12 protein-coding genes are annotated in these 12,918 nt (G+C 46.9%); 5 read left to right on the plus strand and 7 right to left on the minus strand.

The window, feature by feature from the left end:
• Nucleotides 1-219, plus strand: a 219-nt coding sequence (locus HY200_00515) for a hypothetical protein (protein ID MBI3593420.1), incomplete at its 5' end; no start/stop codon positions are given.
• On the opposite strand, the gene HY200_00520 is transcribed toward HY200_00515, so the two are convergent.
• Nucleotides 171-965, minus strand: coding sequence for a ComF family protein (locus HY200_00520; protein ID MBI3593421.1), 795 nt, complete (start codon nt 963-965; stop codon nt 171-173). The two genes, HY200_00515 and HY200_00520, sit on opposite strands and share 49 nt — an antisense overlap.
• 41 nt (nt 966-1,006) lie before the next feature.
• Nucleotides 1,007-3,271, minus strand: coding sequence for a primosomal protein N' (gene priA / locus HY200_00525; protein MBI3593422.1), 2,265 nt, complete (start codon nt 3,269-3,271; stop codon nt 1,007-1,009).
• Between the two features lie 156 nt (nt 3,272-3,427).
• On the opposite strand from priA, the gene HY200_00530 reads away from it, so the two are divergent.
• Together HY200_00530 and HY200_00535 are read left to right on the plus strand one after the other, a co-directional pair.
• Nucleotides 3,428-3,835, plus strand: a complete 408-nt coding sequence (locus tag HY200_00530) for a hypothetical protein (protein MBI3593423.1) — start codon at nt 3,428-3,430, stop codon at nt 3,833-3,835.
• Between the two features lie 46 nt (nt 3,836-3,881).
• Nucleotides 3,882-5,138 (plus strand): DEAD/DEAH box helicase, encoded by a 1,257-nt coding sequence (locus HY200_00535; GenBank protein ID MBI3593424.1) that lies wholly within the window; start codon nt 3,882-3,884, stop codon nt 5,136-5,138.
• Between the two features lie 63 nt (nt 5,139-5,201).
• On the opposite strand, the gene HY200_00540 is transcribed toward HY200_00535, so the two are convergent.
• From HY200_00540 to HY200_00560, 5 genes are all read right to left on the minus strand, one after another.
• A complete protein-coding gene (locus tag HY200_00540; GenBank protein MBI3593425.1) occupies nt 5,202-5,414 on the minus strand; it encodes a hypothetical protein in 213 nt (70 codons plus the stop codon).
• Between the two features lie 197 nt (nt 5,415-5,611).
• A complete protein-coding gene (locus tag HY200_00545; protein ID MBI3593426.1) occupies nt 5,612-8,077 on the minus strand; it encodes an EAL domain-containing protein in 2,466 nt (821 codons plus the stop codon).
• Between the two features lie 117 nt (nt 8,078-8,194).
• Nucleotides 8,195-9,601, minus strand: coding sequence for a TldD/PmbA family protein (locus HY200_00550; protein MBI3593427.1), 1,407 nt, complete (start codon nt 9,599-9,601; stop codon nt 8,195-8,197).
• Nucleotides 9,598-11,085: a TldD/PmbA family protein gene (locus HY200_00555; protein MBI3593428.1), complete on the minus strand. Its 1,488-nt coding sequence runs from the start codon at nt 11,083-11,085 to the stop codon at nt 9,598-9,600. The genes HY200_00550 and HY200_00555 overlap by 4 nt, the downstream gene beginning before the upstream one ends.
• Nucleotides 11,086-11,096: 11 nt before the next feature.
• Entirely contained in the window at nt 11,097-11,387 is a 291-nt protein-coding gene (locus HY200_00560; protein MBI3593429.1) for a hypothetical protein, read from the minus strand.
• A gap of 13 nt (nt 11,388-11,400) precedes the next feature.
• On the opposite strand from HY200_00560, the gene HY200_00565 reads away from it, so the two are divergent.
• Nucleotides 11,401-11,583, plus strand: a complete 183-nt coding sequence (locus tag HY200_00565; GenBank protein MBI3593430.1) for a hypothetical protein — start codon at nt 11,401-11,403, stop codon at nt 11,581-11,583.
• A 4-nt stretch (nt 11,584-11,587) separates the two neighbouring features.
• On the plus strand, nt 11,588-12,918 hold a 1,331-nt coding region (locus HY200_00570), incomplete at its 3' end, for an ABC transporter ATP-binding protein (GenBank protein MBI3593431.1).

A 12,918-nucleotide genomic window follows, 5' to 3' on the forward strand; every position in this document is an offset into this window, starting at 1 on the left:
AACGCCATGGGCGAACTGAGCCAGGGAAGTTCAAATGTTCTCAAGTCCGCCAGAAATATTCAACAAATCGCTTCAGATAATCTGGAAGTGGTAAAAAGCCGGGAAGGAATGGCCCGGGAACTTTCCCACCAGTCGGAAGAATTGACCCGGCTGACCTCCGGAATTAAAATTCACGACTCCGATCCGTCTGACCCCTCTAAATCCCGCAAAGAATCCTGACGCACGGCTTCTTTGAGACGCGTACGCGCAATGGCAAATCCGTAGACTTCCTGGCTTCCCACTTTTTTCAAGACTTTTGCACATTCATTCATCGTTGAACCGGTGGTAAACACATCGTCTACCAGTAAAACTGTTTTTCCGGAAACATGTTTTGGATTTGGGACCGTCAATGATCTGTCAAGGTTTTTTCTCCGGCCTCTCCCGCTCAATTTCACCTGATGCGTCGTCTGACTCACCTTAACCAAAACATGACCCCATACCGGCCTTTTCAAAATGAGTCCCAAAGCATCCGCCAATAAGAGCGACTGATTAAACTCCCGTTCTCTCAACCGGGTTGGATGCAGCGGGACCGGCAGAATCACCTCTGCTTTTTTCAAAGGGGCCAAATGAGGCCTCACCAATTCTACCAGGGATTTGATTAACGAGACCTGCCGACGATATTTATAAAAGTAGATGCTTTTTGCCAGAGTCCCCTCGTAAGAAAAAGGGATGGTCATTTGATCAAAATAAGGGGGAGTGGCGCGACAATCCCCGCATCGGTGTCCGGGGCTGTAAGAAAGCGCGATGGAAGATAAAAAAGGCCTCCCGCATTGCGGGCAAAAGGGTCCTTCCAATGGCCGAATCCCCGACCAGCAGGGCTCACAAAACAATGGCACCCGGCTTTGACCCAGTTCTTTTTTGCAAGCCTGGCACTCCGCGGGAAAAAACAGTTCCAGAAAGTGTCTTGTCCATCGACCGAACTTCATTGCGCTCGATTCCTTCCAAAACCGGGATTTAAAAAGAAACGTTATAATAAATTTTGAGGATCCACATCGATTTCCAGCTTTACACCGTCTTTTTTTAACTCTTGCCATCTTTTCAAGATTTCTCGCGAAGTCTCCTGTATTTTGCTTGCTTTTCTTCCTTTGATAAGGCATCGCCAACGATACTTGCCTTTTAGTTTCATGAGCGGTGCAGGAGCTGGACCGAGAATTTCCAGAGAGGCGTCTCTTAGTCTTTCAACAATTTTGACAAATTCTCCGGTTTTCTCTTCCACTTTTTTTTCAACAGAACCGCTAAATAGAAATGTTACTAACCGCGAGTAAGGGGGATAATTCAATTCCCTCCTGAAGGCCATCTCCTTTTGATAAAATCCTTTGTAATCCTGATTTCGGGCGAAAACCAGACTGTAATGATCCGGATTATACGTTTGAATCAAGACTTCACCTGCCGTATCGCCTCTGCCGGCCCTTCCGGCAACCTGCGTCAGTGTTTGAAAGGTTTTCTCAGCGGATCGAAAATCGGGAAAATTGAGAATGGTATCGGCACAGAGCACCCCTACCAATGTAATTTTAGGAAGGTCATGCCCTTTGGTCACCATTTGTGTCCCGATTAAAATGTCGACTTTCTCCCCCTGCATGTCTTGAATGATCTGATCGTGAGAAAATTTTCTTCCAGTGGTGTCGCGATCCATACGTCTGATCCTTGCCTCAGGATATAAAGATCTCAGTTCCTCTTCGATTTTTTCCGTTCCCTGGCCCATATAAGCAAGATCAATCCCGTGACAGAGCGGACAGCCCGACAAAGGCAAAACAGAATAATCGCAGTAGTGGCAATGAAACTGGCCGCTTTTCTTGTGAAAGGTCATGGAGACTGAACAGTTCTTGCATTTTAGACTGAAACCGCATTCATAGCAGAGCAAGAAAGGCGAAAAGCCTCTTCGGTTTAAAAAAAGCAAGACCTGCTCTTTTCTTTCCAATCGTGAAAGAATCGCTTGATGAAGCGGTTCCGTGATTCCTCCTTCTTTAAACAGCGGGGGAGTCTCTTTCAAATTGATCAGCTTGACGAATGGAAGAGTTCTCTCCCCCACCCTGGTATCGAGAGAAAGGAGCACTGATTTTCCGTTTTGGCTATTATAGTACGATTCCAGCGAAGGGGTCGCAGAACCCATTAAGACAACCGACCCAAGCTGCTTTGCTCTAACCAGGGCCGTATCCCGAGCATGGTACCTGACGTCACTCTCCTGTTTGTAGGCGGGATCATGTTCTTCATCTATGATAATAATTCCGAGCTTTCGAAATGGCACAAAAACAGAGGAACGGACACCTACGACAATGGAGATCTCGCCCGATTCAATCTTCTTCCAGGCATCTCCCCGCTCACCGGCCGACAACCCGCTGTGAATAACCCCTACGCGGTCACCGAACCTGCCTTTGACGCGCTGGATCATTTGGGGCGTAAGCGATATTTCAGGAACAATTAAAAGTCCTTCCTTTCCGAGCTTAAGCCCGTGTTCCAGGGCTCTTAAGTAAATCTCTGTCTTACCGCTCCCCGTGACTCCAAAAAGGAGAAACGGGGAAAATACATTCTTTTCAAGGGCATTCTTTATCTTTTCAAATGCGGTCTTCTGGTCCGGAGTCAATTCTGGAATCGGGTAGCGTGGGGTCTGCCGGGCATACGGATTCCGAAAGACCTCCCTTTCTTCTTCGATTAAAATATTCTTTTCGGCCAGAGACCGGTAGGGATTTGCATTTCCTTCTTCCGGAATCAGTCTTTCCCCTTCCTGTTTCAAGAATCGTCGGAGCACCGCAGTCTGGCGTGGTGCATTCTTGAGGTGACTCATAGCCGTCTCAAGATCCTCCGGGGCAATTTTAAGCAAATAGGTTCGCCGCAATTTCGCATGGGTCCCCTCCGGAGGAAGAAACATTTTTAAGGTCACACCAGGGTACGAAAAATAATAAGTGGCAATCCAAACCGAAAGGGAAATCAGCTCGGTGCTGATTTGCGGGGAATATTCGGAAACTTCAAGGATGGGCTTGATCCGTTTAACAGAAGTCTCGCTGTCGAGACTGACCACAAATCCCTGAATCACCTGACGGCCAAAAGGGACTTTGACCCTTTTGCCTACCGCGACGCGATCCAATAAATGGGAAGGAATCTCATATTGAAAGAGTTGTTCAACCGGCCTGGCAATGGCAATAGTGGCATACTGGATAACCATGGAGGAAAATTTTAACAGGTCGATATTGCGATTACAACCGCCGTTTCGTTTCAAAATCAGTTTGAATGTCATCTCAACGAATCACGGGTCATCGCCTCAATCACGATTAAAACATATCATTTAACGATGACATGAGGTATAATCTAACATTCACCCTTAATAATCCTCTTAAACAAAGCCGCGACTGCATCGGGTCATGTTAGAAAAAGAGGGTAGATAGGAAAATTCGTGACGACGACCAGCATCATCTATAAGACAGGAACGGAAGTGGTATCGGTCTGTACAAAATGTAAATTGCCGCTGGCCCACATCATCGTGGCCATGGAGGGACTGAAGATTAAGAAAGTCCGTTGCAATACCTGTGAAAAAGAACATCGGTTCGTCTCTCCCCATGCAAAAAAACGCGCATCCGCGCCGAAAGCAAGAGTGGAAGAGAACTGGAATCAGCTGATGGAGTCTTTTTCCTCGAAGAAGAAAATACCTTACACGCTTTCAGGCCTCTACAGGGAACATGATCTGATCGATCATCAGACCTTCGGACTGGGAATCGTGAATCAGGTCTTATCGAAAGAAAAAATCCGCGTGGTCTTCAAAGAAGGCGAAAAGTTCCTGGCTTCATCCAGGCATTCACTTTAGTTCTATTGGAATGCCCGGATTCTCCATTTTTTATTGAGGACGATTTTTGCCCTTTAGCAGTTTAAACCTCCATCCCAATCTCATCAAAGGCCTAAAAGATCTTGGCTTTGTTCGGCCCACGCCGATTCAATCGGACGCTATTCCTCCGGCACTGTCGGGTCAGGATCTTCTTGCGTGCGCCTCGACAGGAAGTGGAAAAACAGCCGCTTTTCTTCTGCCGATTCTTCATAAGCTGATTGGAAAGCCGCGGGGAACGACGCGAGCGCTGATTATTACGCCGACTCGTGAACTAGCTGCTCAAATTTTGGAGGATTTAAACGATCTTGCGGTCCACACTCCCCTTACAGGCGCGGCGGTATTCGGCGGTGTGGGAATGGGACCCCAGGAACATGCATTTCGAAGCGGCGTGGATATCATGATCGCCACACCGGGCCGTCTTCTTGATCATTTCAGGGCACCTTACGCCAAACTAACCGGAATCGAGCACCTGGTATTCGATGAGGCCGACCGAATGCTCGATATGGGATTTCTGCCAGATATCCGGAGAATCCTCCGTCATATTCCTTCCAAGCGGCAAACCCTTTTCTTTAGTGCCACGATGCCGGCTCCCATTCTGGAGTTAACGCGTGATATTCTTCACCGTCCCGTGATGATCAATCTGGAACGCCAAGCAGCGCCAGCCGTAGGGATCACCCAAGCCATCTATCCGGTCCCCCAGGATCTCAAGGCTTCCCTGTTTATCAAGCTTTTGCAACGAGGGGATATTAAACAGGCGCTGGTTTTCACTCGGACCAAGCACCGGGCAAATCGACTGGCAGATAACCTGATTAAGAATGGCTTTAAAGCGGAAAGAATTCACGGGAACCGGTCACAGGCTCAAAGAACCGCAGCCTTGGCAGGATTTAAAAGTGGAAAATACCATATTCTGGTTGCGACAGATATTGTCGCCCGAGGAATTGATGTCGAGTCCCTGGGCCATGTGGTCAACTTCGATCTGCCCAAGGCGGCCGAAGATTATATTCACCGGGTGGGCCGAACCGGCCGTGCCGATGCAACAGGAGATGCGTTCACTTTTGTCGCTCCGAATGAAGAAGGCGAACTTAAAAACATTGAACGTTCTATCGGAAAACGGCTTCCCAGGATCATCCTGCCTGATTTTAATTATTCCGCACGGCCAGAAGGACGTCTTGAAGTTCCCCTCGCCGAGCGAATTGCTGCGATTCGTACCAGAAAATCCCAGGAGAGAGCCCGTGCCAAAATCAATGCGGGGCGGCGTAGTGATACCAGAAGACCCTCCAAATAACCTCTTAAGATGCAGATATCCGTTCTGTAAAGGATATCTGCATCTTAAGAAAGACCTGTCTTTTTAAGCCGCTTTTTTGAATTCGAGACGTGCATCCTTCTCATTGCGGGAAGAATTTTTAAGGCCTCCAATCTCCTCTCCTGATGAATTTGAAAGAAGTACCGTATGGACATACATTAACATCATCCACCCAATAAACCCAATCCCGACTATAATTTGCAATACCAAGAGCTCGTTTTGAAGCATCTCTCCGCCCCCTGAAGTCCCAATTAACATAGGTTGCTCCTTCAATTAAAAGTTGTCTGATTACTCGTATATTGGAGCATAAATTGTGCCAATAGATGTTACAGAAAATTCACTTATTTTTTAGAGACTTAGATTTCGTTAAGGGAGAACTAAAGAAAAAGAAAATGACGTTTGTGGGTATTAAAAGGGGAAAAAAGACCCATGAACCAAGTGTTAACAGGCTTTCGCTAAAAGAACCCTTTTTTCGCCATTAAGAGCTGCGTGATCTCCTCCTGCGGAAGGGGTTTACAGTAATAGAATCCCTGAACCTTGTCGCAATGGAGCGACTGGAAAATTTGTAGTTGTTCTTTCGTTTCGACCCCTTCTGCCACAACCTTGAGATTCAGACTGTGTGCAAGGGCCGTGATGGCCGTCACGATCGCCTGGTCATCGGAATCGGTTACGATGTCCCGAATAAATGTGCGATCGATTTTAAGACATGAAATTTGAAAGTGTTTCAGGTAGGCCAGCGACGAATATCCCGTTCCAAAGTCGTCCACGGAAGTTTTAATTCCAAGCCTGTGCAGTTCTCGCAAGGTTGCCGCGGTATTGTCCGGATTTTTCATAATAGCGCTTTCAGTAATTTCTAATTCCAGACAGTCAGGTAAAATGCCGGAAGTCCGAACAATATTGGAAATGGTATTGACCAACGTGCTTTGCTGAAACTGACGACTGGATATATTTACGGCGACAGATACCTTGGGCAATCCGGCCGCCTGCCAAGTCCGAATCTGGGCGCAGGCGGTACGCAGCACCCAGTTTCCTATCGGATTAATCAGACCGGTTTCTTCCGCAATAAGAATGAACTCCTGGGGAGAAACGATTCCTTTATCGGGTTGAATCCATCGAATCAGTGCCTCCAGACTCACGATCGAGCCTGTTGCCAGTTCGATGATCGGTTGATAATGGAGAACAAATTCATCTCGTTCCAAAGCACGGCGAAGTTTGTTTTCCAACGACAAGCGATCTGAAACCCGGGCATTGAGCAGCGGCGAATAAAGTTGATAGTTATTTTTTCCCTGGTCTTTGGCGCGATACATCGCCGTATCCGCATTCTTGAGCAGTGATTCGTAATCCTGGCCATCCTCAGGGTAGACGGCGATCCCGATGCTTCCCGAGACAAAGATTTCCTGTTCTTTTAACTGAAAAGGAGACGTCAGGACGTCGAGTATTTTTTGTGCGACAAGATGCGTGTCATCGGAATTGGCCACGTGATCGAGGATGAAAATAAATTCATCTCCACCAAGTCGGGCAATGGTGTCTCCTTCCCGTATGCAGGTGGAGAGCCGTCTGGAGACTTCTTTCAACAACAGGTCGCCAAAATCATGCCCTAGCGTATCATTAATATTTTTAAACCGATCCAGGTCCAGGAACAAAACTCCGACAAAACGTTTGGTCCACTTGGCCCTTGCCATCGCCTGATCCAGGCGGTCGTATAAAAGGGTGCGATTAGGAAGACCGGTCAAAGCATCAAAATTGGCCAACTGGTGCAGGCGTTTCTCTGTCGAAGCCCTGTGGGTCACATCGCGAAAACTCCAGACACGTCCGATATTTTTATTTTCAACCATTTGAGGTTTGGAATGGCGTTCAAATACACGTCCGTCTTTCAATTCAAACACGTCGAAACTATCCAGGGTAGGATTCCGATATAATTCCTTCACCCTGTTTATGAATTGTTCCGGATCTTTGACCTGACGGGTATTATAAGCAAGTAACGGGGTGTCGTCTTTGGTCTTCTTGATCGTCTCAAGGATGGAATCCGGAACTCCCCACATTTTTAAAAACTGGTCATTGTACAAGATAATCTTTTTTCCTTCTTTATCGACAGCGAGAATTCCGTCTGCAGTGGATTCAAGTGTCGCATGAAGCAAAGATAATGATTTTTCACTTTCCATTTCGACGCGTTTTCGCTCGGTAATATCCTGAATAATCGCGACGGAATATTCTCCGTGGGAGCTCTTGATCCAGGACGAAGAAACCCGGCCCCAAACGATTGACCCATCTTTCCTGAGATACCGCTTTTCAATCTCCACCCGTTTTTGGGCGCTGGAATCTTGAACTCCCCAGCGCGTTTTCGGACGATCTTCCGGGTAAGTCACTTCCATGATATTCTTTTCCATCAACTCCATCCTGGAATAACCCAAAAAATTGCAAAAAGAGGTATTGATTTGAATGAAACTCCCGTCGCGATTTAAATTGATAATTCCGAGGACCGATGATTCGAAGATACTTCGATATCTTTCTTCACTTTCCAAAAGGTAATTTTCAGTCGTCTTGGTGGTCGTGATATCCCTGAAACTCCAGACTCTTCCTTCGATCTCATCCGAGATTCTTAATGGAAAGGAATGCCGTTCAAAATATTTTCCATCTTTGAATTCCAGGAGATCCGCACTTTCGGCCTCCGGATGTAAATATAGGGACTGGACCTGGTTCATAAAGTCTACCGGATTGAGGAGCTGGTCCAGAACATAGTGAAATATTTTCTGATCCACTTTCTCCTCAAAAACGGATCGCGGGATATTCCACATTTTGCAAAATCGCTGGTTGTAATTCAGGATTTTCCCCTGAAGATCCACCACCAACAGGCCATCTGCGACCGCCTCCAGGGATGCGGAGAGAAGCGATAAGGTCTGTTTCAGTTCTTTTTCATCCATTTCGACACCATCTTGTTATCGTTCAGGATATCCTATTTAAGTTTAAAATAGGTTCGCCAAATGTCAACCCGAGTGCCCGGTTTGGAAGCACATGAAGAGGATCAGGAATCCCGGAGTTCAGCTTTCCAGGTTTGCAGACGAGCCGATAAATCTGACTTTTCTTATTTTTAAAGGAGGAACAACGGACCCCTCTGGATACAGTCCGCCATAGCCAACCGGATCATGAACTAGCCTCGGCTCGCCGATCAGAGTAACCCGGTTTAACGCTTCCGGGATCGATTCAAGAAACCTGAGATTGGAAACCGGGCCGACGATTTTTCCCTTTCGAATCAAAAAGGTACCGTCTTTCGTCATGCCAGTCAGCAGACACACCTTGGAGTTCACGACATTCGTATAATGAAATCGGGTGACATAGAGGGTCGGTTCATCTGAGGAAGCGATCATCTCTTCAACGCTCGATTTTCCACCTTTTAAAAACAGATGCCTTGGAATAGCGCCGTAAGAGCGTTCAAACGGAGGTAGCGCATGCCCTGTGCTTTTCTTACTAAATTTATCAGCCGTCGACGAATCATAACAGACTGATTTTGCAACACCCTGCTCAAATAGAACGATTTTCTTTTTAGGCACTCCCTCAAAATCAAAGGGTGCATGAAGTCCGTGAAGCTCCATCGGATCGTCATAGAGACAGATATTTTCACCCAGGAGCTTCTGATTTAACCGTCCGCTGACAAAGCTTTCCTCTTCTTCATAGTGAAGGCCATTTAATCCCGTTGAAGCAAGCGTCTCGATCCATTCGGCCACGGCATCGGGCCCCAAGATCACATCGAAGAACTCTTCATTTCCCTTCAGCTGAAGGGGAACCACAGGAAGGGATTTTTGCCGAATCGCATTTTCCGTTGCCTCCTGAAATGTCAGATCTTTATTCAAGAATTCTATATTTTCTGAAGATCTGCTGGAATAGGCGGATACTTTCTTCTCGTCAGTCAAAATGAGACTGAGCGAAGCTTCCGTATATTCTGCAATCACCAGCGCGCCGCTCGAATTGATAATTCCCATTCGACCCCCGCCATTCATCAACCTGGCAGAACATTTCAATTGGAACGTTTTTGAATGATCGACGGTCTCTTGAATTAATTTAATTCTTTCGCCTGCGGACATTTTCAATGTCGATTCGTAAAACATTTTTCTGGATGGGGAAAGATTTCGAAAAGGTCCGGGAAGAACCGGATAGGGGGTAAAAGAAGCCTCGTGACCGACCTGACAGGTCGCCCGGCGAATCAACTGCTGGATACCGTTTCGGCCAAGATCTGAAGTTTGGGCCCGACCAATCTCTTTCCCACGAATAGCCGTCATATAGAGATCAGCGTCCCCGGTCATCCCGTGGTGACTGACCCGATTCAGGAAAGTTCGAATCGTCCCCATTTCAGTCTCCCAATAGAGAATTTCACCCTGGTCAATACCCGCCACTTTTAGCCGGGCCAAACACTCTGACAAAAGTTCTTCTATCTGGTCCTTCGATTTCATTTCAATCCCTGGCTTCCGACCTGGATCTGGCCAAATCTTGCCGGAGAGGCACCATGACCCACATGCATCGACTGTCCCGGCATCCCTTTCCCGCAATTTGGGGTTCCATAACTTCTCCATTCCGAAGGACCGCAAACCGCATTGCAGGAGTTCCAAAAATCAAGAGTCATGCCTCGATAAAATGGATTCTTCAGCATCCGTGTCCGTTTACCCTTTTTGATTTCCCAGGCGATTTCCGTACCGAAACTAAAATTCTTTCTGAGATCATCAATGCTCCAGCTTGAATTCGTCTCCATCAGAATCCCTTCGTTCGTGCGGTGGATCAGTTCAGCCAGGGTTCCTTCTCCCGGTTCCAGGTAGAGATTGGTCATTCGAATGAGGGGAACCCGGTTACTATGGGTGGCACGCATACAACTGTTTGGCAGTAATGATTTTCCTGTCAGACGGAGATATTCATCCGACGATTCGCGTGAGGAAAGAAGTCCGACCAGCATACCTTCACGAATGATATCGTTCTTTTGCGCTGCGATCCCTTCGTCGTCATAGCCGAACGTTCCGAGACCTTCTCTAAGTGTCGAGTCTGAAACAATGTTCACGAGGGGAGAACCATATCGAAAATTCCCTAATTCCTGAATATGTTCTGATAAGAAACTCCCCCCGGCATAGGTCAATTCGGATCCAAATATTCTGTCCAATTCGATGGCATGTCCAATCGACTCGTGAATCTGAAGACAAAGCTGATCCGGCATCAGGATCAGATCCGTGCGGGTCTCGGGACAGGGTGCGGCAAAAAGCAAAGCTTCGGCTTCTTCTCCAATTCGAAGGGCATGATCTGCAAGTCGCATCGACTCCACAAATTCATATCCTGCCGTGCCGATATTCCCCCGAAAACTGTTGGGGTAAGATCTCTTCTGGACCTCATCTCTCAAAACAGCGACGACTTCCATGCCAGCTCCGCTTTCAATCAACTCCTGCTCTACATAAGAACCTTCGCTGTTCATCCATATTTTTTCCATTTTTGAGAAAGTCATACTCGATTCCCGTAGCGTCACCTTCGCACTGGATTCTCTTAATAGTTGATCTGTTTTTAAAAGGGCTTTGACTTTTTCTTCGAGGGTCACTTCAGTGAACGGATCTTTTTGACAAGGAGTACGATATTTTCCCTGGATAGGTCCCCGGACAGGATAAAGTCGGACTGGCGGGTCTGCAATCAAGGCAGAAGCACGTGCCATTTCAATGGCTCTGTCAAAAGACTTTTCGGCTTCTTTGTGATCAAGCGTAGAACAACTTGCAAATCCCCAGGCCCCTCCGGCCAGAACTCGGATACCATAACCGACATTCTCGGAATGGGTCCGTTGGAGAATTTTACCGTTCTTGACCAGGAGGGTTTCCTCACAATGGCTCGGAATAACGCGGACGTCCGCGTAATCAACCTGCTTTATCCGTTTTCCAGACAGCAGGGATGAGAGAGTCTCACGCCACATTTTATCCTGGTTCAGTCGACATCGGGACCGCGGCGGAACACTTCATCCCCATGAATATCCGCTCCGCTGAGCGTCTGGACAAAATATTTGAATTGGGTCAATTCTTCAATCTTTTCCTGGATAGGTGCGTCAAAATATTCGGCCTGGGTGACTCTTTCCAGAATGTTTTCCAGGAGATCCTGGATTTCACCTGTCTCGGCGCGTTTGAAATGGTTGAGACCTGAAAGGATTTGGTGAATATGTCGTCTCAAAAACCAAATCAAGAAGTGAAGCATCTGTTCTTGATGATTGATCCGGGGCATCGGATTGATCCCATTGAAAGATAAAGATAATTTTGCTACAAAACCGGCAGCGGTGTCCAGAGGTATTGTGTCCCTGCATATCCAAAAGGGATTGAATACCCGCGATCGCTCTCTTATAATGAAGATCTATTTCATCGGTACTTTTTCCATGTGGGAGACTCTCTTGTTTCATCTGATTCGGCAGGCGCTGGGATAATAGAATGAAATCTCTTTTGCGAGTGATTGTCTATCTTCGTCCCTACAAGATTTTGGCATTCCTGACTCTCAGCTCCGCGGCGCTGATTACTCTGATCGATCTGCTCCCCCCCTGGCTGATCAAGCTCACCATCGACAATGTTATTAAAGAGTCCAATCTTTCACTGCTCAAGTGGATTATCGCAGCGATGATATCTGCCTATTTATTGAAAAATATTTTGACCCTGGCAAGAATTCGGCTCAATAATCATTTGGAACAAAAGATCATTTACGATATCCGTGATCATGTCTACCGCTCCCTGCAAAGACTTTCCCTCAGTTATTATGAGAACCGTTCGACGGGAGAAATCATGTCGCGGGTCAATAACGACGTCAATAATGTCGAGCGGATCTTTATCGACGGGATAGAAAGCATGACCATCGCGCTTTTTACTGTGGTCGGAATAACCGCCGTTCTCTTTTATTTGAACTGGAAACTTGCGCTCCTCTCTTTGATTCCGATTCCGGTTTTGGTTTTCAGCGCTCTGAAATTTACAACAAAGATTCACCACATGTATTCGATCATACGAGAGAAATCGGCCATCCTGAACTCTCGCATTCAGGATTCGATCTCGGGTATACGCGAAACGCTTTCGTTCAATGCACATGATTTCGAAATTGCCCGTTTTAATCGGGCCAGCGGGGATTATTGCAATGAAAGTCTCAAAGTTTCGGGACTCTGGTCACTCTATTCTCCGGGAATGATTTTTATCGGATCTCTCGGCACCCTGGTCGTTTTCGGATTTGGAACGGTCCAGGTCACGCGAGGGTCAATGACCATTGGAGAGTTGATCGCTTTTCTCTCCTATCTTGGTCTTTTCTACGCTCCGATAAATCAGATCCATTCGGTCAATCATATGCTTCAACATGCCCTCGCCTCCGGAGAACGGGTTTTTGAAGTCATCGACCAAATGCCGGAAATTGTCAATGTTGCACACCCCGTCTTTCCGGAATCAAAACTGAAGGGACGTATTCAATTTAATCAGGTCACTTTCCATTACCGTCCGGATCTCCCGGTTATTCAGGATATGAATTTTGAGATTAATCCCGGTGAAAAGATTGCATTAGTTGGGCCGAGCGGAGCCGGAAAAAGCACCCTCATTAAGCTATTAATGCGATTTTACGATATTGCAGAGGGGGCCATTTTAATCGACGACGAAGATGTCCGAAATTACGACCTCTCGTCATTGCGAAGCCAATTCGGAATGGTGTCCCAGGAACCTTTTCTCTTTAACGGAACGATCCGGGAAAACATCGCCTACAGCTTACTGACCGCTACGGACGAGGAAATAGCTCA

The sequence above is a fragment of the Nitrospirota bacterium genome, assembly GCA_016194305.1.
In the GTDB taxonomy this organism is placed as follows: domain Bacteria; phylum Nitrospirota; class Nitrospiria; order JACQBW01; family JACQBW01; genus JACQBW01.

Bases quoted from the DNA above. Each gene is read 5' to 3' on its own strand.
- HY200_00520 (MBI3593421.1), bottom strand. From the start codon at position 965: ATGAAGTTCGGTCGATGGACAAGACACTTTCTGGAACTGTTTTTTCCC.
- priA (MBI3593422.1), bottom strand. From the start codon at position 3,271: ATGACATTCAAACTGATTTTGAAACGAAACGGCGGTTGTAATCGCAAT.
- HY200_00540 (MBI3593425.1), bottom strand. From the start codon at position 5,414: ATGTTAATTGGGACTTCAGGGGGCGGAGAGATGCTTCAAAACGAGCTC.
- HY200_00545 (MBI3593426.1), bottom strand. From the start codon at position 8,077: ATGGATGAAAAAGAACTGAAACAGACCTTATCGCTTCTCTCCGCATCC.
- HY200_00550 (MBI3593427.1), bottom strand. From the start codon at position 9,601: ATGAAATCGAAGGACCAGATAGAAGAACTTTTGTCAGAGTGTTTGGCC.
- HY200_00555 (MBI3593428.1), bottom strand. From the start codon at position 11,085: ATGTGGCGTGAGACTCTCTCATCCCTGCTGTCTGGAAAACGGATAAAG.
- HY200_00560 (MBI3593429.1), bottom strand. From the start codon at position 11,387: ATGCCCCGGATCAATCATCAAGAACAGATGCTTCACTTCTTGATTTGG.